Here is a 20,532-nt window from a genome sequence, read left to right on the forward strand (position 1 = left end):
ATAGAAGAGTGTAGGCGTCTTGCTTATCTAGTGTTGTATGAGTAGATACAAAAACGGCCCTGTTCTTACAGGGCCGTTTTGTTTTAGCGCGAGGCTACATTTGTGAGCTTTACTTAGGCAGCTCACCTTTTTCGATTTTGTTAAAGAAATCTTTGGTTTCTTTAACAACTACTCCTGACAATAACAGCAAGGCAATCAAGTTAGGAATAGCCATTAAGCCATTGAAGGTATCCGATGCGGCCCAGACCAGATCCAGACTGGCTATAGTACCCATCATTACGGATGCAACGTATACCACACGGTATGGCAGTACAGCACGAGTACCTAGCAAGTAGGCAGCACATTTTTCACCATAGTAGCACCAGCCCAGAATCGTACTGTAGGCAAAAAATACTAGACCAAAAGTAACGATGTAGCCACCCCAACCAGGCAACATAGCATTGAAACTATGTGTGGTCAGTGCTGCGCCTGTGCTGCCATCAGCGTACTGACCAGCCATAACAAGAACGATACCAGTGATAGAACACACTATGATGGTGTCTAAGAATGTACCTGTCATGGATACTAGCGCTTGGCGACCTGCATGGTCTGTTTTAGCCGCAGCGGCAGCGATAGGAGCAGAACCCATACCAGCTTCGTTGGAAAATACGCCACGGGCAACACCGTAACGAATTACTGTACCTAGAGCACCACCAGCCACAGCACTACCTGTGAAAGCGTCTGTAAAAATCAAGCTCAATGCAGGTAGCAGTTTTTCAAGGTTGAACAGAATAATGATCAAACCGCCTAGCACGTAAACCACTGCCATTACAGGTACGATGACGGATGCGGCGCGAGCGATACTTTTAATACCACCCAAAATTACCACGGCAGTAAGAATAGTCAGCACGATCCCTGTCAGGGCGTGTTCAATGCCAAAGCTGGTGTAGATAGACTCAGCAACCGAGTTAGATTGCACAGAGCTGCCAATACCAAATGACGCTACTACAGCAAAAATGGCGAATAGTACAGCAAGCCATTTCATGTTTAGGCCGCGTTCGATGTAGTACATAGGACCGCCAGCCATTTCGCCGCGTGCATCGGTGATACGGTAATGCACTGCCAAGATACCTTCTGCATATTTAGTGGCCATACCAAAAATAGCAGTGATCCACATCCAGAATACGGCGCCAGGGCCACCTAATACCACGGCGGTTGCTACACCCGCAATGTTACCAGTACCGATGGTTGCTGACAGAGCTGTCATTAGTGCACCAAAGTGAGAAACATCGCCAGGCTCTTTCTCCTGCCCGGGAGTGCGAGTGAAGGCTTGGCGTAACGCCATGGGTAGTTTGGTAAATTGCAGCCCCCTGAGTCGTACAGTGAGTAATACACCTGTACCTACCAGCAAGATCAACATTGCTGGCCCCCATACCCAACCGCCTACTGTTTCAAAAACAGCCTGTAGCTTTTCCATGTTATCCCTCAAGTGTGTTTTAGTTAGATTTACCACTTTTACCATGAGCAGTTCGAATCAGAGAATAGGGGTATGTAGCATATTTAAAAAAAATTATGAAACAACATAAATAACACTAAATAAATTTAGATAAGAAGAGAGCATTTTGGAGTTACGGTATATATATGATTACCATGCTGTATAACGGCGATATTAATTATTGAGGCTAGTTACAGCAGAAAAAATTAAATACTTATTTTTTATATAGTGAAATACCTTTTCTATTCAAATGAATAATTAGTATTGGTTTTCGCATGCAATGATTTAACCTAATTACGGATAAAATAAATGCAATAAGTTAAATGCTATTCTTATGGTTTTGTACGCTGTAGAATATTTTATCAGCACGATGCAGGATAAAGCAGGGCTCTCTTCCTGGGTGTGAAATGCGGTAAGTGGGGGGCTCGTATCAGGAAAGCTACACATCATATCCTACGATGCACAAGGAAGAATAAGCCGCTTAGAGGCTGATGTAGAACAGCTTTTGGGCATGCTGCGCTGTTTGATGGTGTATAGATGCATCATTCTTCGTTGCCTGATACTCTGCGAATGATCATTAAGCGTTTACAATGCTTAACAGTGCCGCACCCTTGTGGTGCCTGCTGCTATTTTATGTTTTTGGAGGTATGCATGACTCAACTGAACCAGTCTGAAACCGAACAGGGCTTGCCGTTCCGTACCATTGTGCATGTTGTATATGCTTTGTTCGCAATTGGTATCGTGAGCATGGGTGTTTTTGGTGCAAGTATTATTGCTTCCATTGTTCTAGCGTATTACAAACGTAGTGATGCGGCAGGAACCATTTATGCTGCACATTTAGATTGGGCAATTAAAACCTTCTGGTGGGGTTTGTTATGGATGTGCGTAAGCGTCCTACTCACTTTTATTTTCATAGGTTGGATTACTGGGGTAGTTACCTTGGTATGGATTATCTTTCGTATTGTGAAAGGTTGGTTGGCTCATTGGAATGGCCAAAGCCCGGAATTTGAATAATCCGCAGCACACAGAAAAAATGCATCAGGCCCTGACGATTCAGGGCCTGATTCTTTTTAGGGTGATGAGAGCATAGTGCTGGTGTGGGGAGTTGCTGCCATGCGGCATACCACTCGTTTGTTGATTGTGTCGCATCTGTATAAAAAATACCCGCCATGGTGGCGGGTAGTCTGGGATTCCAGTGCGAGGGGCTTATTTTAAATGAGCGCTCAGCAGTTTGCTTAGTTCAAACATGTTGACTTGATCTTTGCCTAGTACTTTTTTGAGTTTAGCGTCAGCGTTGATGTTGCGGCGGTTAGAAGCGTCCTGGAGGTTGTGTTTCTTGATGTATTCCCAGATTTTCTTGGTAACTTCTGTGCGCGGTACAGCTTCGGGACCAATTACAGCTGCCAGAGCAGGGCTGGGGGTAAGTGGCTTCATGAATCCAGTGTTGGGTTTACTGGCAGGTTTTTTACTATTGGCCATGAATAGAGCTCCGAGAAAATTGAAAGAAATGCCACAGTGCTGCTAAATCGTACAGTAGCAGCATAACTCGTGCTTCCCTATAGGCCAATCATCAGGAGGGGGGAGATTTGTTACTGTTTGAATCGGGTCAGAAGCCCTGATGTTTTACGGGCTTACGCGCTGCAGAACTTCAGCGACTGTTGCATAATGTCAATGATGCGCTCAATGGCGATGACCCAGAACAAAGCATAGGCTTTTTTGGATAGAACCGATTTTATGACACTTACTAATACCCTAACGATTCCCCGCCCAGATGATTGGCATGTGCACTTGCGTGATGGTGCCATGTTAGAGGCCGTTGTAGGTCACACAGCAGCACAATTTGGTCGTGCCATTGTTATGCCTAACCTGACTCCGCCAGTGACTACGGCAGCTCAAGCTGTGGCTTATCATCAGCGTATTGTAGATGCTCTGCATAAAACGGCTCCGACCAGTCGTTTTCAGCCATTGATGACCTTGTATTTGACGAACAACACAACAGCTGAGGAAATTCGTCGAGCGAGTGAGTCGGGTGTGGTGTATGGGGTAAAACTGTACCCGGCTGGTGCTACAACCAATTCAGATGCAGGCGTAACGGATGTGTTGCGTTACTGTGGTGCGGCATTGGAAGCGATGCAAGAGTGTGGCTTGCCATTGTTGGTGCACGGTGAAGTGACAGACCCTTCCGTGGATTTGTTTGATAGAGAGGCCGTGTTTATTGATCGCATTATGATCCCGCTGCGTAAACAGTTCCCCGAGCTCAAAGTCGTGTTTGAGCATTTGACCACAGCAGAAGGGGTGGCATATGTGAGTCAAGCAGAAGGTGCTATTGGTGCGACCATTACCCCACAGCACTTGCTGTATAACCGCAATGCTATTTTCAGCGGCGGCCTGCGTCCACATTGGTACTGCTTGCCTGTATTGAAGCGTGAAAAACATAGGTTAGCGCTGGTGGAAGCTGCAACAGGTGGTTCTACGCGTTTCTTCTTGGGTACAGATAGTGCGCCACATGTTCGTGGCCGTAAAGAACAAGATTGTGGCTGTGCTGGCTGTTATACAGCTCTGCATGCTATGGAGCTATACGCAGAAGCCTTTGATGCTGTAGGTAAGCTGGATAAACTGCAAGCTTTTGCCTGTGAGAATGGCCCTGCATTTTATGGTTTGCCAGTGAATACAGACACCATTACGTTGCAACGACAAGAGTTTGAAATTCCCGACCAGTTACAGTTGGGCAATGAGATACTTGTGCCATTAGCAAATGGTAGAAAGTTAGCTTGGTCAGTGACTAGCGCATAATAATAAAAAAAGGGGCATAAAGCCCCTTTTTTTATTGCCCAGCCTGTGCCTTTTCTTCCAACGCCTCCCAGCGTTCGAAAAGTTGTAGTAGCTCAGCTTCTAGTGCTTCTAGAGAGCTTTGTACTGTTTGTGCGGCATCGTTACCATCTTTGTACAAATCTGGATCACTGAGTTTGGCAGCTAACTCTGCCTGTTTGCTTTCCAGTTGAGCAATTTTCTCTGGCAGTGCATCCAGTTCTTTTCTCTCCCATGGGGCTAGTTTCTGGTTGCGATTAGCCTTGGAAGCTGTTTTCTCTTTATCAGAGGCAGTTGCGAGAACGGTCGTAGTGGTAGACTCAGTTGCCGGAGTGGGGCGTTGTAGTAGCCACTCATCATAGCCACCCACATACTCACCCCATTTGCCATTGCCTTCAGCGGCTATAACTTGAGTCACGATGTTGTTTAAGAAACGTCTATCGTGGCTCACCAGCAAAACGGTGCCTTGATATTCTTGTAGTAGATCTTCTAGCAACTCAAGGGTTTCAATATCCAAGTCGTTAGTAGGTTCGTCTAGCACCAGAATATTGGTGGGTTGAGCAAACATGCGTGCTAATGCCAAGCGAGCGCGTTCGCCGCCGGATAGAGAGCGTACAGGGGAATTCGCGCGAGCTGGAGGGAAGAGGAAGTCTTCCAGATAGCTCATTACGTGTTTACGCTGGTCGCCAATCTCTACCCATTCGGTTCCGGGGCTAATGGTTTCGGCCAAAGTGGCGTTTTCGTCCAAAGAACTACGCATTTGGTCGAAATAACCTACTGTTAGGTTAGTGCCATGACGGATTTGGCCGGAGTTTGGTGATAATTTGCCCAACAGTATTTGCAACAGTGTTGTTTTACCTGCGCCATTTGCACCAATCAGGCCGATTTTGTCACCACGCATTAGCACGGTAGAGAAATTGTTGATGAGCAGGCGCTCGTCAAAACCATGAGTAATGTTTTCAGCTTCAGCAACCAGTTTGCCAGAGCGTTTGCCTTCAGAGATGGCTAAGCGAACGTTGCCCATGCGCTCACGGCGTGCAGCGCGTTCTCTGCGCAATGACTCTAATCGGCGTACACGGCCTTCATCACGCGTGCGACGTGCTTGTACGCCGGTGCGAATCCACACCTCTTCCTGTGCCAGGAATTTATCAAACTTGGCTTGCTGTTGGGATTCGGCTTGTAGCCATTCGGCTTTACGTTCTTGCCAGCGACTGAAGTTACCAGGAAAGCTAAAAAGTTGACCGCGGTCTAGCTCGATAATGTGTGAGCTGACGCTATCAAGGAAGTCCCTGTCGTGGGTGATCACAATGACGCTGCCACGGAAGCTTTTTAGTAACTGCTCCAGCCACAAAATACCGTCGAAGTCTAAATGGTTAGTGGGTTCGTCTAATAGGAGTAGATCGGGCTCATTGCTTAAGGCTTGAGCCAACGCTACACGCTTACGCATGCCTCCTGACAGCGAACCTATCAGTGCATCGTTAGGTAAACCCAACTGATCCATCAACGCACTGATTTTGGCTGGGCGTTGCCAATCCTCTGTTTCGGTGTAGTCGCCGCAGAGAAAATCGTAGATTTGTTCGTCCGGAGGCAGGTCTGGTTCTTGCTCGACGGTGGCCACGCGCAGCCCACTGCTGCGCATGATTTGGCCGTCATCAGGCAGCAATCTGCCGTCAATAAGCTTTAATAGCGACGATTTTCCTGCGCCATTGCGACCAATTAAACCGTAACGCTCACCAGAGTGAATGGTGAGGCTTGCGTTATCCAGCAAGGCATGATGGCCAAACGCCAGATGTATCCCAGAAAGGGTGACCAGATTGCTTGACATGCTGCTCCGTAAAAAATCTGAAGAAAGTCTGATATTGCTATTGTCGCAGGTTACAATACATTTGTGAGGCAGGCTGGGCAATCGCGGTAGCAATATCGAGGAAGGTCCGGACTCCGTAGGGCAGGATAGCGGCTAACAGCCGTCCGATAAGTGGGCTTCGGTCTGCGAGTCGAGGAACAGGGCCACAGAGACGAGACTGCGACGAGGGCACAACATGTTGTGCACAGTAACGGCTATCTCCGTTACTTTGCCTTCTAGTAAGGCAGTCGTTGCAGGGTGAAACGCGGTAACCTCTATCCGGAGCAACATCAAATAGGCATACGTGAACCTTGTGTTCAAAGGGCGGCCCGCTCGAGTATGCGGGTAGATGGCTAGAGTGTGTCAGTAATGGCATACCAAGATGAATGATTGCCGACCAGCGTGCTGGTTTACAGAATCCGGCCTATAGGCCTGTCTCACACTTCTTCTTCTTCTTCTTCTTCTTCTTCTTCTTCTTCTTCTTCTTCTTCTTCTTCTTCTTCCCAAAATCCCCTTTTTTTCTTCCGTACTGCGTTCGCACAGTGGGCTCTGCACGTGTGTGCACTTTTCCTGTGTCAAAGCCTGTCAATTGTGAGGAAATGCAAGTTTTTGAGAGGTGTTTTCCACTTTCTCCTAATAAACAACTTTTAGATTGGAATGCAATTTATTGATTTATAGGGATATTTTAAAATCGAACTTTTCTAAGAAAGTCAGCTAAGTGTTTGTTGTCATTGGAAAAAAATGCGTTTGCGTCTTGACCTTGATGACGGCATGGCTTAGAGTGGGGAAAAGTAGGTTTTTGTGTAAAAAAGTGGGAAAAAGAGCATGTTCCAAGGAAGCAATGCACTCACGTTGGATGCTAAAGGTCGAATTGCGATTCCGACCAGGCACCGTGACGCCTTGTTATCGGCGGAACAGGGACAACTCACTTTGACGCGGCACCCTGATGGTTGTCTTTTGATGTACCCACGATCTGTGTGGGAAGAAAAGCGCCAACAGATTGCAGCGTTCCCCATGTCAGCTCGTGCATTGCAGCGTTTGATGCTGGGTAGCGCACAGGATGTGGACATGGATTCTGCTGGACGGATTTTGATTGCCCCTGAATTACGTACGGCCGTAGGGCTGGATCGTGATGCCATGTTATTGGGTTTGGGTGGTCATTTCGAACTGTGGAATAGTGCCGAACTGGAGCGTCGCCAAGCAGCCGAACTGGCTGAAGGCATGATGTCTGATGTATTTGAACAGTTTTCTTTCTGAGTCGGCTAATGGAGCTACAGCATCGTTCCGTTCTCTTGGAGCCTACGGTAGCGGCTCTGGTGAATCCCGTATTTATGGCGCGGAGGCCAGAGTACCGTCCGGAACCCACGTATAGGTCCGGTGTATTTGTTGATGCCACGTTTGGACGTGGTGGTCATAGTCGAGAATTGCTACGCCACGTCGATGCCGATTCTCGTTTGTTTGTCATAGATAAAGATCCTGAAGCTATTGCTATTGCGAATGCGCTGGCAGCAGAGGATAAGCGTGTACGTGTAATACATGCAGGTTTTGAGTCAATGGTAGATGCACTGCGCGAACATGGCGTGCACTCCGTTGATGGCGTCATGATGGACTTGGGTGTGTCTTCCCCCCAATTAGATGATGCCGAACGAGGTTTCTCGTTCATGCGTAATGGCCCATTGGATATGCGCATGGATAACAGTAGGGGGCCGACTGCCGCTGAGTGGTTGGCTCATGCCGATGTCGATGAGATTAAGGAGGTCATCGCAGATTATGGCGAAGAACGGTTTGCTTTCCAGATTGCAAAGGCGATTACAAGTCGCCGCGAATCCTCACCGCTACGTACAACGCATGATCTCGCCGAGCTGGTCGCCAGTGTCGTCCGCTCGCGCGAAAAAGGTCATCACCCAGCCACCAGGACCTTCCAGGCTGTACGGATTTACCTCAACCGCGAGCTCGAGGAGCTTGCGCATGCGCTCCCGTTAATTCTGGAGCTACTTAACCCAGGGGGGCGTTTAGCGGTGATCAGCTTTCACTCATTGGAAGATCGCTTGGTGAAGCAATTCATGGCCGCGGCATCAAAGCCGGCTATGGTGCACTCGCGTCTTCCAATTGCTGAAAAAGACATGCCGCAACCTTGGTTGCAGTCATTGGGTCGCGTGTTGCCTGATGACACTGAGGTTCAACATAATGTGCGCGCACGCTCTGCGGTACTGCGTGTGGCCGAACGTACCACTACACCTTTGGACGCCGACTGGCAAACCAAGCTAGAGGCTGTTAAGGCTTATGCAGCAGGTGGTACAGAGAAAAAGGGGAAGCGTAGATGACTATCCGTCTGCTCCTCGCGTTGGCGTTGATGTTGTCAGCCATTTCCTTGGTAACGGCTCGTTATCAGGCGCGTGAGGGCTATGTGGCGGTAGAACGTTTGCGCAACCAAGCGCAAGCTCTAGATATAGAGTGGCGTCGTCTACAGTTAGAACGGGCAGAATTGACCCGCAATGCTCGTATTGATCAAGTCGCACGCAAAGACTTGCAGATGGTAACTGGAACCCCCGATCGTACTGTGTATTTACGGGGGCAGCAGCTAAGTTCCTTATCTTCTAGCGATGAGGAGGATTAGCATGAAACGCTTTGGTTATCACGATAATCCGGTCCTAGAAGGTCGCCTGCCCATGTGGCGGGCGAAGTTGGTTTTGTTGATGGTCATGATTGGTTTCATGGCTTTGTTGGGTAAAGCGCTGTATTTACAGGGGCTTTCTACCGAGTTTTTGCAACAGCAAGGCGAGCGCCGCTACCAACGTACGATTGAATTGCCACCTATGCGTGGCAAGGTATTTGATCGTACTGGGAACGTAGTGCTGGCAAGTAGTGTGCCAGTGAAAGCTGTGTGGGCAATTCCTGAAGATGCGCGTCGCGCAACGCCAGAACAGGTGGCTGCGCTCGCTGCGTTGCTGGAAATGCCTGTGGCTGATGTGCAGAAACGCCTGGATATTGAAGACAAAAACTTTGTTTATATTCGTCGCCAACTTGATATGGATGTAGCAGCAGAAGTTGCTGCGTTGCGTATTCCAGGTATTCACCAGCAAGACGAAATGCGCCGCTCTTACCCAGAGGGCGAGAGCGTAGCTCACATTATTGGTTTTACTAATATTGAAGACCAAGGTATTGAGGGAATTGAACTGGCATTCAATGCTGAACTGTCAGGCCAATCAGGTTCGCGACGTGTGATTCGTGACCGTCTAGGTCGTATTGTGGAAGATGTGCGTGACGCTATTCCTCCTGTGCATGGTACCGATCTGCGTCTTTCAGTAGATGCCGGTATGCAGTACGACACCTACTCAGTCCTGAAAAATGCCGTAGAAACAAATAAAGCGGCAGCCGCAGCAGCGATTGTGTTGGATGTGCAAACAGGTGAAGTGTTGGCATTGGTGAACTTGCCTACGTATGACCCTAATGATCGCGCTGATCGTAAAGGCGGTGCACTGCGTAACCGTGTATTAACGGATACGTTTGAACCTGGCTCTATCATGAAGCCATTCACCGTAGCGCTGGCGCTAGATAATAAAAAGATCACAACAGAAACTAAATTTAATACAGGTAATGGTACGTATCGCTATCAAGGGGCAACCATTACTGACGTGAGCCGTCACAACGGTACGTTGGATGCTGCAGGTATTTTGCGTCGATCCAGCAATATTGGGATGGCCATGATTTCAGAGCGACTTACCTCTGAAGAGATGTGGAACAAATTTAATGAACTGGGCTTCGGTCGTGTGCCGCATACGCCTTTTCCTGGTGCAGCAGCAGGTAGGCTGCGTCCATGGGAGCGCTGGCGCCCTATTGAGCGAGCCACCATGGCGTACGGCTATGGGTTGTCAGCATCGTTGCTTCAGATCGCACAGGCCTATACGGCCTTTGCGCGTAACGGCGATGTGGTGTCGTTGTCGTTGCTTAAGCGTGATACACAGCCCTCTAGCGTACAGGTATACACCCCAGAAGTAGCGCAAGAAGTACGCCGTATGTTGCAAGCAGCGGCAGGCCCAGAGGGGGCTAGGCTAGCGCAGGTGAAGGGTTACACCGTTGCCGGTAAAAGTGGTACAGCACGAAAAATTGTGGATGGTAAGTACAGTAGATCAAGCTATAGAAGTTCATTCGTAGGCTTTGCTCCTGCTACCGATCCACGCATTGTTGTTGCGGTCAGTATTGATGAGCCTAGAGCAGGCGGTTACTTCGGTGGTTTGATCGCGGCTCCCGTATTTTCTGAAATTGTTGCCAACAGTTTGCGCAGAATGGGTGTGCAGCCAGATGCACCGATTGAGTCGTTGGTGGCTGTAAGTGCCAAGAGAGGTGAATAATGATAAATAAAACAACTAACCAAATTTTGGAGTGGTTGCATCAGCAGGTGTCGTCATCGGCCCAGTTGTGCTTGGACTCCCGTCAGATTGAAAAAGGGGATGTGTTTTTTGCATGTCCTGGCATAAGTGGTGATGGACGCGATTTCATTGCGAATGCTGTAGCAAATGGTGCTACAGCGGTGGTGCGTGAGCAAAGCGACCAACCTGCTAATGTCGATGTACCTGTATTGGATGTCGCGAACCTAACCGATGTGCTGGGCGATGTGGCTCACCAATGGTGGGGACGACCTTCTGAGCAGATGAAGGTTATCGCTGTCACTGGTACAAACGGCAAAACATCCAGCGTGCAGTGGATAGCTGCGGCACTAAATAATTCAGAAGTGCCTTGCGGAACCATTGGTACGCTAGGTGTGACGTTGCCAGACGGCACGAACTTGGGTGGCAAACTGACTACACCTGATGTGCTGACGATGCATCGTAGTTTGGCCAAACTGCGCGAAGCTGGTGCAAACTTAGTAGCCTTAGAAGCGTCGTCTATTGGCATTGTTCAGGGCCGCTTGGATGGCGTACACATTGCCATTGCTGCATTGACTAATTTGTCTCACGACCATTTGGATTACCACCTGACGTTTGAGAACTACCAAGCTGCCAAAGCAACGCTATTCCAATGGCCAGGTTTGGAAAGCATGGTAATTAATGCGGATGATGCTTTTGGTCAAACCGTGTTGGCAACATCCACTGAAGCCAGAAAAATTTCGTACTCCCTACAAAGCCGTGAGGCGGATGTGTTTGGGGATGACGTGCATATTGGTGGTGATGGTCAAGTTTTTAACTTGGTTACGTCACACGGCACCGCTCAAATTCTGACCCGTTTGTTGGGTGAGCATAACGTAGCTAACTTGCTGCTGGTTTCTGGTGTGTTGCAAGAACTAGGTTGGCCTGTAGCGAAAATTGCTCGTTTGATGGCAACGCTAGGCCCTGTTCCTGGTCGCTTGGAAATTGCTAAGTCCTTGAGTATTGCTAACCGTGCTATGCCATTACCGCTGGCGGTTGTGGATTACGCACATACCCCCGATGCACTGGAGCGTGCCTTGGTGGCACTGCGCGCCGTAGCGCAGGTACGTGGTGGTAAGTTGGTATGTGTGTTTGGTTGTGGTGGTGATAGAGACACTGCTAAGCGTCCGTTGATGGGTGGTATTGCTGCGCGATTGGCGGATACCGTGATCGTGACTACCGATAACCCACGGTCAGAAAACCCTGAACATATCATTGCGCAAATTGTGCAAGGTATTGAGGGCGAGCACGAAGTTATTGAGGACCGTGCACAAGCCATTCTGCAAGCATTGTGGAGTGCTGAAGCTGCCGACGTAGTATTGATTGCTGGTAAAGGCCATGAGGATTACCAAGAAGTAGCAGGCGAACGTCATGTGTTTGATGATCGTCAGTGGGCTGCTTTTGCTCTGACATGGTTGAAAGGCGTAGATCTGTGCACAGACAGTCGCCAATTGCAGCCACAAAACTTGTTTGTAGCTGTGCGTGGTGAACAATTTGACGGCCATACCTATTTGCAGCAAGTTGCTGAAAAAGGAGCATGTGCGGCATTGGTTGAATACCGACAGCCAGAGATAAACTTGCCTCAGTTTGTGGTGGGTGATACGCGTCAAGCGTTGTTGCGCATTGCTAAGGTGTGGCGTCAGCGTTTCTCTATTCCTGTGATTGCTGTGTGTGGTAGCAATGGCAAAACTACCACCAAAGAAATGATCGCCGCGATTCTGCGTGAAAGCTTGGGCGCGGATAATTTCGTCGCTACGCTTGGCAATCTGAACAATGATTTGGGTGTGCCGCTGTCAGTATTGCGTTTGCGTGATACCCATCAAGCAGCTGTGTTTGAGTTGGGCATGAATCATCCTGGCGAAATTGCGGTATTGGCTGATGTGGCCAGACCAACTATTGCATTGGTGAATAACGCCCAGCGCGAACACCAAGAATTTATGCACACTGTACAGGCAGTGGCAGAAGAAAACGGCAGTGTTTTCAGCTATCTGTCCGAAGACGGTATTGCTGTGTTCCCTGGTGACGATGCCTACACTGCATTATGGCAAGACTTGGCTGCTGGCAAAAAAGTGCTGACCTTTGGTTTCGGTGACGGGTTGGCTGTGTATGCAGAAAGCATTCAAGTGAATCCAGCGCACACACGTTTCCAACTGCACGTTCAAGCTGAAGATGTAGCCATCAAGCTGCCAGTTCCTGGCGTACATAATTTGCGTAACGCTTTGGCTGCTACAGCGTGTGCGGTAGCTGCAGGCGCTGAGTTATCAGCTGTAGTTGCTGGCTTACAGACCTTTAAGCCTGTGAGTGGTCGCATGCAGCCTAAATCAGTGGTAGAAGGCTACCAATTGATTGATGACAGCTATAACGCTAATCCTGACTCGGTACGTGCCGCTATTGATGTGCTGGCCGAACTAGACGGCCGTACGGTATTGGTATTGGGCAATATGGGCGAAATTGGCGAGACTCGCCAAGCAGCGCATGCTGAGGTAGGTCAGTACGCAAAAGAGCGCGGTATTCAACACCTATTGGTCATAGGCTCTGATGCGATGTTTGCAGCCGAGGCTTATGGTGATGATGCAGAACATTTTGAAAGCATGGAGGATTTGCAAAAGCAGTTGATCGCTTTGATGCCAGCCCATGTATTGGTTAAAGGGTCGCGTACAGCACGAATGGAGCGTGCGGTGCAGGCATTGGAACAACATTTTGCAATAACAGAGGGAGCTCAGAATGCTTCTTGAGCTGTCACGTTGGCTCGCGGATTCACACGTACGCGCTTTCGGGGTATTTGAATACATTACCCTGCGAGCGTTGCTGGCTGCTGCCACATCCTTGATCATTGGGTTGTGGTGCGGGCCTTGGGTGATCCGTAAATTGACAGAAATGAAGATAGGCCAAGCTGTGCGCAGCTATGGGCCTGAGTCTCACCTGCAGAAAAATGGCACACCAACAATGGGTGGTGTGTTGATCCTGATCTCCGTAGGTATCAGTACCTTGTTGTGGGCCGACTGGACTAACCGTTTCGTGTGGGTAGTGTTGTTGGTGACCTTCGGTTTTGGTTGGATTGGTTGGGCTGATGACTACAAAAAAGTCGTGAATCATGATCCAGAAGGTATGTCCTCACGCCAGAAATTCTTCTGGCAAGCACTAATAGGTATTGTGGCGGCGGTGTACTTGAGTTTTGCGGTGTCTGCTCCAGCAACCGTAGACCTGTGGCCTTTGTTTAAAGATTGGGTAATGAGTGGTTTCACGATGTCATTGCCTACTCGTGCTGACTTGATTGTTCCATTTTTCAAGAGCGTGAGTTATCCACTGGGTGTGTTCGGCTTTGTGGCACTGACCTGGTTTGTGATTGTGGGTTCCAGTAATGCCGTAAACCTGACCGATGGTTTAGATGGTTTAGCCATTATGCCTACTGTGATGGTGGGCGCTGCATTGGGTATTTTTGCTTACGTAGTAGGTCGTGTGGATTACTCCAAGTACCTGCTGTTCCCCTATATTCCAGGCGCTTCCGAGCTGATGGTGATTTGTGCGGCAATAGGTGGGGCAGGGTTAGCGTTCTTGTGGTTTAACGCGTACCCAGCACAAGTATTTATGGGTGACGTGGGCGCTCTGGCTTTAGGTGGTGCCTTGGGTACTATCGCCGTGATCGTACGTCAGGAAATAGTGTTCTTCATCATGGGCGGTGTGTTCGTAGTAGAAACCTTGTCCGTCATGATGCAAGTGATGTGGTTCAAGTACACCAAAAGGCGGTATGGCGAAGGTAGGCGGTTCTTTAGGATGGCCCCATTGCATCACCACTTTGAAGTAAGCGGCTGGAAAGAAACCCAAGTAGTAGTACGTTTTTGGATTATCACCATCATGCTGGTCATGATTGGTTTATCGACACTGAAATTACGATGAACAACTATCACTTCCCCTCGTTGCGTATCGACGGCCTGACCCTAGTTCTGGGGTTGGGGGAGTCTGGTATGGCTGCGGCGCGCTGGTGTGTAGAGCGAGGCGTTTCTGTACGCTTGGCGGATACGCGCGCAACGAATGCAGCGGCGCAAGCGTTGCAGGAAGAGTTTCCACAACAAGTGAGTTTGTGCCTAGGTACACAAGCCTTGGAAAACTCCGTGTTGGATGGTGTGCATAGCGTAGTGATTAGCCCCGGCTTGTCTCCTGAGCAGGCAGGTGTCAAAGAGTTGTTGGCTTATGCTGCACAGCAGGGCATTGATACCCTGAATGAAACAGAGTTGTTTGCTCGTGCATTAAATGACATGGCCGAGCAAGGCTATCAGCCTAAAGTGGTCGCAATTACAGGTACTAATGGCAAAACCACCGTCACAGCGCTGACACGCTTTATGTTTGAGTGCGCGGGTATGTCTGCGGTCGCTGCGGGCAATATTAGCCCAGCAACGATTGCGGCACTACGACAGCATTTGAATGCTGACACCTTGCCAGAGGCTTGGGTGTTAGAGCTCTCTAGCTTCCAGCTGCATAGTCTGCATTCATTGCGTGCTGATGCGGCATGTGTACTGAATATTAGTCAGGATCACTTAGATTGGCATGGTTCTATGGAGGCTTACGTGGCTGAGAAAGCTCGCGTGTTTAGCTTTGCTAAGTGCCACATTGTGAATAGAGATGATGCGGCTATAGTAGCCATGGTCAGCGATGTGCGTGCTCCTCATGTACGCTCTTTTGGTGCAAGTGCTCCTGTATTGCAAGGCGATATGGGTTTGCAAGACGAATCTAGCTTAAGTTGGCTAGCTGTTGGCGAACCAGAACCTAACCAAGGCGAACGACAACCCGCTACTGCAGTGCAGGCTTTGATTCCCGGCACAGCATTGCGTATCCGTGGTCAACATAATTTGATGAATGCCCAAGCTGCATTGGCATTGGTTCGTGCAGCTGGTCTGGATTGGGAGCCTGCATTAGATGCTCTGCGTAAATACGCAGGTGAGCCACACCGTGTAGAGCTGATTCGCCATATTCAAGGTGTGCAATTCATCAACGACAGCAAAGGTACTAACGTAGGTTCTACAGTAGCTGCCTTACAGGGTTTTGATCAGCCTATGGTGCTGATTGCTGGTGGTGAAGGTAAAGGGCAGGATTTCACGCCATTGGCACAAGCAGTGGCTAAATCGGCTGTGGTAGCGGTGGTGTTGATTGGCCGCGATGCACCTATTTTGGAAAAAGCCTTACAGCAAGAGTCCACCACACCTATAGTGCATGCTTCGTCGCTGGATGAAGCCGTACGTATGGCCTACGAGCGTGCACCTGAACATGGCATGGTGCTGTTGTCACCGGCTTGTGCCAGTTTCGATATGTTCAAAAGCTACGAGCACCGTGGCCACTGTTTTGTGGAAGTGGTGCAAGAACTAGCACTGGATGAGGGAGAGGTAGCATGAGTCTATTTGCCGACCTGACCTCTAGCGTGAACGCTGTTCGGCCTGGCCGCACAGCGTTGCCGGCATTTGATGTTGCATTGCTGGCAGCTGGCGTGGTGTTGGCGGCATTTGGCTTGCTGATGGTGTATTCGGCTTCTATCGCGTTGGCAGATGGCCCGCGCTATGAAAGCTATGGACGTTACTACTTTGTCGTACGCCATGTGATCTTTTTGACCATAGGCTTGGTGTTCGCTTTGCTGGCAGTGAATTTGCCAATGCGAGTGTGGCACAAGTTGGCTATTCCACTGTTCTTATTGGCAGTGGTGATGTTGATGGTGGTCTTGGTGCCTGGTATTGGGCGTGAGGTGAACGGTGCGCGACGTTGGTTGCCATTAGGGCCAGTGAACTTTCAGCCTTCGGAACTGATGAAAGTGGCGATTTTGCTGTTTGCTGCTGATTATACCGTTCGTAAAAAAGAACATATGCAAACCTTCTTGCGCGGTTTCTTGCCTATGGCAATGACGCTAGCTGGCGTAGGTTTGCTGCTGTTGATGGAGCCTGACTTGGGGGCGTTCATGGTGATCGTGGCGATTGCTGTGGGCATTATCTTCATCGGTGGCTTGAACGTGAAATTGTTCGCAAGCCTCTTGGGTAGCATGGTGGTGAGTTTCTTGCTGCTGATCTGGCTATCGCCATGGCGTAGAGAGCGTATTTTTGTGTATTTGGACCCGTGGAACCCAGACAATGCGTACGGTAGTGCGTACCAGTTGTCACACTCGTTGATCGCTTTAGGGCGTGGTGAGTGGTTTGGCGTAGGTTTGGGGTCTAGCGTAGAAAAACTGCATTACCTGCCTGAAGCCCATACTGACTTTATTGTGGCTGTGATTGGTGAGGAGCTAGGTTTTGTTGGTGTAGCCGTTCTCATTTTGCTCTTTGGTTTCATCGTATGGCGCGGTTTTGAAATTGGCCGCCAAGCCTTGGCGATGGATAGACAGTTCAATGCCATGGTGGCACAAGGAGTGGCCATTTGGTTTGGCGTGCAGGCCTTTATCAATATTGGTGTGTGTTTGGGCTTGTTGCCGACTAAAGGTTTGACTCTGCCTATGGTGAGCTATGGTGGTTCCGGGATTATTGCCAACTTGGTGGCCTTTGCCATTATGTTGCGCGTGGATTATGAAAACCGCAATTTGATGAGGGGGAAACGCACATGAGCAAAACCCTGTTAATCATGGCGGGTGGTACAGGTGGGCACATCATGCCAGGTTTGGCGGTGGCGCATGAAATGCGTGCACGTGGCTGGCGCGTGGTATGGATGGGGCACCCAGACCGTATGGAAGGTGAGTTGGTGCCTGAGCATGGTTTTACCTTAGAGCCATTGCGCTTTGCTGGTGTACGCGGCAAAGGGGTAGGCACGCTAGTTAAATTGCCATTGACGTTATTCAAAGCATGTAGCGCTGCAGCCGGTGTGTTGAAACGTGTACAGCCTGATGTCGTACTAGGCATGGGTGGATACGTGGCGTTTCCTGGTGGCTTGATGGCTGCCATGAAGCGTATTCCGCTGGTCATACACGAGCAAAACGCAGTAGCGGGTACGGCTAACCGTTGGTTGGGTAAGCTGGCGAGCAAAACACTAGTAGGTTTTCCGGGGGCATTGCCCGGTGCTGTGATGGTGGGCAACCCAGTGCGCGCAGCGTTCCGTAATGTAGCTCCTCCTGAACAGCGTTTGGCTGGCCGTCAAGGCAAGCTGAAGCTGTTGGTGGTGGGTGGTAGCTTAGGTGCTGCTGTGCTGAACAAAACTATTCCTGCTGCATTGGCGGCTATAGATCCAGCGCAGCGACCCGAAGTATTGCATCAAGCAGGCAAGCAACACATTGATGATGTGCGCAAGCGTTATGCAGATGCTGGAGTCAAAGCAGAGTGCGCAGCCTTTATTGGTGATATGGCGCAAGCCATGGCACAGGCAGATTTGCTAATCTGTCGCGCTGGTGCAATGACCGTCGCAGAAGTCGCGGCGGCTGGGGTGCCGGCGTTGTTCATTCCATTGCCACATGCAATTGATGATCACCAAACGGCAAATGCTCAGTATTTGGCAGGTTGTGGTGCTGCATGGTTGCAGCCACAACGAGAGTTCACTGTTGAGTGGTTGGCACAGTGGCTAACAGAAAGAACCCATGATGAATTACTGCGCACGGGTGTCCATGCGCAAGAACACGCCCAGTTGCACGCAACAGAACAAATCGCGAATGCGTGCGAACAGTTGGTAAGGAGGGCGGTATGAAGCACCGCATTAAACATATACATTTTGTAGGGATAGGCGGCTCAGGCATGAGCGGTATTGCCGAGGTGATGTTGAACCTTGGTTATGCGGTGAGTGGGTCGGACATACAGGAAAGCGCTATTACGCGCCGCCTGTCAGAACTGGGTGCGAACATTGTGATTGGCCACAATGCCGAGAACGTGCAAGGTATGGGGGCAATTGTGACCTCTACCGCTATTGCCGGTGATAACCCAGAAGTATTAGCAGCACGTGCCGCACGCATCCCCGTGGTGCCACGTGCGTTGATGTTGGCTGAGCTCATGCGATTAAAACGCGGCATTGCCGTAGCAGGTACGCATGGGAAAACCACGACTACCAGTCTGGTAGCCAGTGTGTTGGCCGCTGGTGACTTGGATCCTACGTTTGTGATTGGTGGCCGTTTGAATTCGGCTGGTGCCAATGCGCGTTTGGGTCAGGGTGACTACATTGTGGTAGAGGCAGATGAGTCAGATGCTTCCTTCCTGAGCCTGTTGCCTGTGATGGCGATCATCACCAACATCGATGTAGACCATATGGACACCTATGGTCACGATGTGGCGCGCTTAAAAAGTGCATTTATCGACTTCACACACCGACTGCCGTTTTATGGCAGTGCCGTGTTGTGCATGGATGATGCCAATGTGCGCGAGATTATTCCTTTCGTATCACGTCCAGTAACTACCTATGGTATTGAGCAGCCTGCACAAGTACGAGCAGTGAATTTGCGCTGTGTGGGTACATGCATGCACTTTGACGTAGAGCGTCAAGGTAGTACGGGCATGTTGCCTACGCTGTCCATCGTGCTGAACTTGCCAGGCAACCATAATGTATTGAATGCCTTGGCAGCGATTGCCGTTGCTACCGAGCTAGGCGTACCAGATGCTGTTATCGCTAAAGCACTCAGCGAGTTCACCGGCGTAGGTCGTAGATTCTCGCAAGTGGGTGATTTTGATGTGCCTGAGCGCAATGGTGGTGGCAGCTTTACGGTAATTGATGATTACGGTCATCATCCCAACGAGATGGCTGCTACATTAGCGGCTGCGCGTGGCGCGTGGCCTGAAAGACGCATTGTTTTGGCCTTCCAACCGCACCGTTACACCCGTACCCGCGATTGTTTTGAAGACTTCGTGAGCGTGCTAGGTAATGCGGATGCTGTCTTGCTAACCGAAGTGTATGCCGCAGGTGAGAAACCACTGGTAGCGGCTGATGGTCGTTCCTTGGCCAGAGCTATTCGTGTAGCAGGCCGAGTGGAGCCTGTGTTTGTGGCAGAAATCGAAGAGCTGCCACGAGCCATATTGGATTTTGTACGTGATGGTGATGTGGTGATCACGATGGGTGCAGGTAGCATCAGTCGTGTCCCCGCACGTTTAGGGGAAATAGAATGACGCAGAGTTTTGGTAAAGTTGGCGTACTGTACGGTGGCCATTCCGCTGAACGTGAAGTTTCTCTGATGTCTGGTCAGGGTGTGTATGACGCCTTGCGTAGCAAAGGTGTAGACGCCCATTTGTTTGATACCGGTGAGCGCTCGTTAGCCGAGTTGGCCGAGCAAAAATTTGATCGCGTATTCATCGCACTTCACGGCCGTTATGGTGAAGACGGTACTTTGCAAGGTGCGTTGGAAATGCTGGGCATTCCTTACACCGGCAGCGGTGTGATGGCATCTAGCGTGGCCATGGATAAAGTCATGACTAAGTGCATTTGGATGCAGAAAGGTTTGCCTACACCTGCATTCGAGTTGCTGGATAGCGATGCTGAACTGGCTGGTCTGGAACAGCGCTTAGGTTTGCCTTTCATTATGAAGCCACAGCACGAAGGTTCTACTGTAGGTTTCTCCAAAATTGATAGCGTAGAGCAGATTTCTGCGGGCTACGCCTTGGCTGCTCGCTTTGACCATGTGTTGGCTGAGCGTTTCATTAAAGGCCGTGAGCTGACTGTGCCTGTTTTGGGCGTGGGTGAAAGTGCTCGTGCATTGCCTGTGATTGAGATCGTAGCACCAGGTGGTAATTACGACTTCGAGCACAAATACATCAGTAATGAAACACAGTACTTCTGTCCTGCTAATTTGCCTGAAGCCTTGAGTCAGGAAATTCGAGAAATCACTCGTCAGGCTTTCTTGGCGCTGAATTGTGAAGGTTGGGCACGTGCTGACTTTATGTTGGATGATCAGAACCGCCCTTGGCTGTTGGAGATCAATACCTCCCCAGGCATGACCAGCCACTCTTTAGTACCGATGGCCGCTAAGGCGGAAGGCATTAGTTATGCGGATCTGTGTGTGCAGATTCTGTCTATGGCTAGCTTGAAAGTGCGTGCTGTAGCACGTCTTGAGAAATAGGAGTCCC

Annotated in this window: 16 protein-coding genes and 1 other RNA gene; 14 read left to right on the forward strand and 3 right to left on the reverse strand. The window is 49.8% G+C overall.

What is annotated here, in order from left to right:
* Nucleotides 1–109 precede the first annotated feature (109 nt).
* Nucleotides 110–1,456, reverse strand: a complete 1,347-nt coding sequence (locus tag AC3QL0_RS02880; RefSeq protein WP_493010000.1) for an alanine/glycine:cation symporter family protein — start codon at nucleotides 1,454–1,456, stop codon at nucleotides 110–112.
* Nucleotides 1,457–2,125: 669 nt separating this feature from the next.
* Here AC3QL0_RS02880 and AC3QL0_RS02885 point away from each other — a divergent pair.
* On the forward strand, nucleotides 2,126–2,488 hold the full coding sequence (locus AC3QL0_RS02885) for a DUF4870 family protein (RefSeq protein ID WP_493010001.1): 363 nt from the start codon (nucleotides 2,126–2,128) through the stop codon (nucleotides 2,486–2,488).
* Nucleotides 2,489–2,680: 192 nt separating this feature from the next.
* Here AC3QL0_RS02885 and AC3QL0_RS02890 read toward each other — a convergent pair whose 3' ends face one another.
* Nucleotides 2,681–2,953 (reverse strand): SWIB/MDM2 domain-containing protein, encoded by a 273-nt coding sequence (locus AC3QL0_RS02890; protein WP_135866657.1) that lies wholly within the window; start codon nucleotides 2,951–2,953, stop codon nucleotides 2,681–2,683.
* Nucleotides 2,954–3,208: 255 nt separating this feature from the next.
* Between AC3QL0_RS02890 and pyrC the strand changes: the two genes are divergently transcribed.
* The gene (gene pyrC, locus AC3QL0_RS02895) at nucleotides 3,209–4,267 is read left to right on the forward strand and encodes a dihydroorotase (protein ID WP_493010002.1); all 1,059 of its coding nucleotides are present in this window, start codon (nucleotides 3,209–3,211) and stop codon (nucleotides 4,265–4,267) included.
* 31 nt (nucleotides 4,268–4,298) lie between these two features.
* On the opposite strand, the gene AC3QL0_RS02900 is transcribed toward pyrC, so the two are convergent.
* The gene (locus tag AC3QL0_RS02900) at nucleotides 4,299–6,107 is read right to left on the reverse strand and encodes an ATP-binding cassette domain-containing protein (protein ID WP_493010003.1); all 1,809 of its coding nucleotides are present in this window, start codon (nucleotides 6,105–6,107) and stop codon (nucleotides 4,299–4,301) included.
* Nucleotides 6,108–6,172: 65 nt separating this feature from the next.
* On the opposite strand from AC3QL0_RS02900, the gene rnpB reads away from it, so the two are divergent.
* The 12 genes from rnpB (at nucleotide 6,173) to AC3QL0_RS02960 (ending at nucleotide 20,525) form a co-directional block, all read left to right on the forward strand.
* Nucleotides 6,173–6,568: RNase P RNA component class A (gene rnpB / locus AC3QL0_RS02905), an RNA gene on the forward strand.
* A gap of 382 nt (nucleotides 6,569–6,950) precedes the next feature.
* A complete protein-coding gene (gene mraZ, locus AC3QL0_RS02910) occupies nucleotides 6,951–7,382 on the forward strand; it encodes a division/cell wall cluster transcriptional repressor MraZ (RefSeq protein WP_135862468.1) in 432 nt (143 codons plus the stop codon).
* An 8-nt stretch (nucleotides 7,383–7,390) separates the two neighbouring features.
* Entirely contained in the window at nucleotides 7,391–8,449 is a 1,059-nt protein-coding gene (rsmH, locus tag AC3QL0_RS02915) for a 16S rRNA (cytosine(1402)-N(4))-methyltransferase RsmH (RefSeq protein WP_493010004.1), read from the forward strand.
* Nucleotides 8,446–8,742, forward strand: coding sequence for a cell division protein FtsL (gene ftsL / locus AC3QL0_RS02920; RefSeq protein ID WP_135862464.1), 297 nt, complete (start codon nucleotides 8,446–8,448; stop codon nucleotides 8,740–8,742). Before rsmH ends, ftsL begins: the two co-directional genes overlap by 4 nt.
* 1 nt (nucleotide 8,743) lies before the next feature.
* A complete protein-coding gene (locus tag AC3QL0_RS02925; protein ID WP_493010005.1) occupies nucleotides 8,744–10,477 on the forward strand; it encodes a peptidoglycan D,D-transpeptidase FtsI family protein in 1,734 nt (577 codons plus the stop codon).
* Entirely contained in the window at nucleotides 10,477–13,266 is a 2,790-nt protein-coding gene (gene murF, locus AC3QL0_RS02930; protein ID WP_493010006.1) for a bifunctional UDP-N-acetylmuramoyl-L-alanyl-D-glutamate--2,6-diaminopimelate ligase MurE/UDP-N-acetylmuramoyl-tripeptide--D-alanyl-D-alanine ligase MurF, read from the forward strand. Before AC3QL0_RS02925 ends, murF begins: the two co-directional genes overlap by 1 nt.
* Nucleotides 13,256–14,428 (forward strand): phospho-N-acetylmuramoyl-pentapeptide-transferase, encoded by a 1,173-nt coding sequence (gene mraY, locus AC3QL0_RS02935; RefSeq protein ID WP_493010007.1) that lies wholly within the window; start codon nucleotides 13,256–13,258, stop codon nucleotides 14,426–14,428. The genes murF and mraY overlap by 11 nt, the downstream gene beginning before the upstream one ends.
* Nucleotides 14,425–15,918 carry a UDP-N-acetylmuramoyl-L-alanine--D-glutamate ligase gene (gene murD / locus AC3QL0_RS02940; protein WP_493010932.1) on the forward strand — a complete coding sequence of 498 codons (1,494 nt, stop codon included), beginning with the start codon at nucleotides 14,425–14,427 and terminating at the stop codon, nucleotides 15,916–15,918. The genes mraY and murD overlap by 4 nt, the downstream gene beginning before the upstream one ends.
* Nucleotides 15,915–17,108 carry a putative lipid II flippase FtsW gene (gene ftsW, locus AC3QL0_RS02945; RefSeq protein WP_493010008.1) on the forward strand — a complete coding sequence of 398 codons (1,194 nt, stop codon included), beginning with the start codon at nucleotides 15,915–15,917 and terminating at the stop codon, nucleotides 17,106–17,108. The genes murD and ftsW overlap by 4 nt, the downstream gene beginning before the upstream one ends.
* Entirely contained in the window at nucleotides 17,105–18,175 is a 1,071-nt protein-coding gene (gene murG / locus AC3QL0_RS02950; protein WP_493010009.1) for an undecaprenyldiphospho-muramoylpentapeptide beta-N-acetylglucosaminyltransferase, read from the forward strand. The genes ftsW and murG overlap by 4 nt, the downstream gene beginning before the upstream one ends.
* Nucleotides 18,172–19,578, forward strand: a complete 1,407-nt coding sequence (murC, locus tag AC3QL0_RS02955; RefSeq protein ID WP_493010010.1) for a UDP-N-acetylmuramate--L-alanine ligase — start codon at nucleotides 18,172–18,174, stop codon at nucleotides 19,576–19,578. Before murG ends, murC begins: the two co-directional genes overlap by 4 nt.
* A complete protein-coding gene (locus tag AC3QL0_RS02960; RefSeq protein ID WP_493010011.1) occupies nucleotides 19,575–20,525 on the forward strand; it encodes a D-alanine--D-alanine ligase in 951 nt (316 codons plus the stop codon). Before murC ends, AC3QL0_RS02960 begins: the two co-directional genes overlap by 4 nt.
* Nucleotides 20,526–20,532: the final 7 nt, after the last annotated feature.

The sequence above is a fragment of the Paenalcaligenes sp. GW821-LYS-B07-1 genome (genome assembly GCF_058803365.1).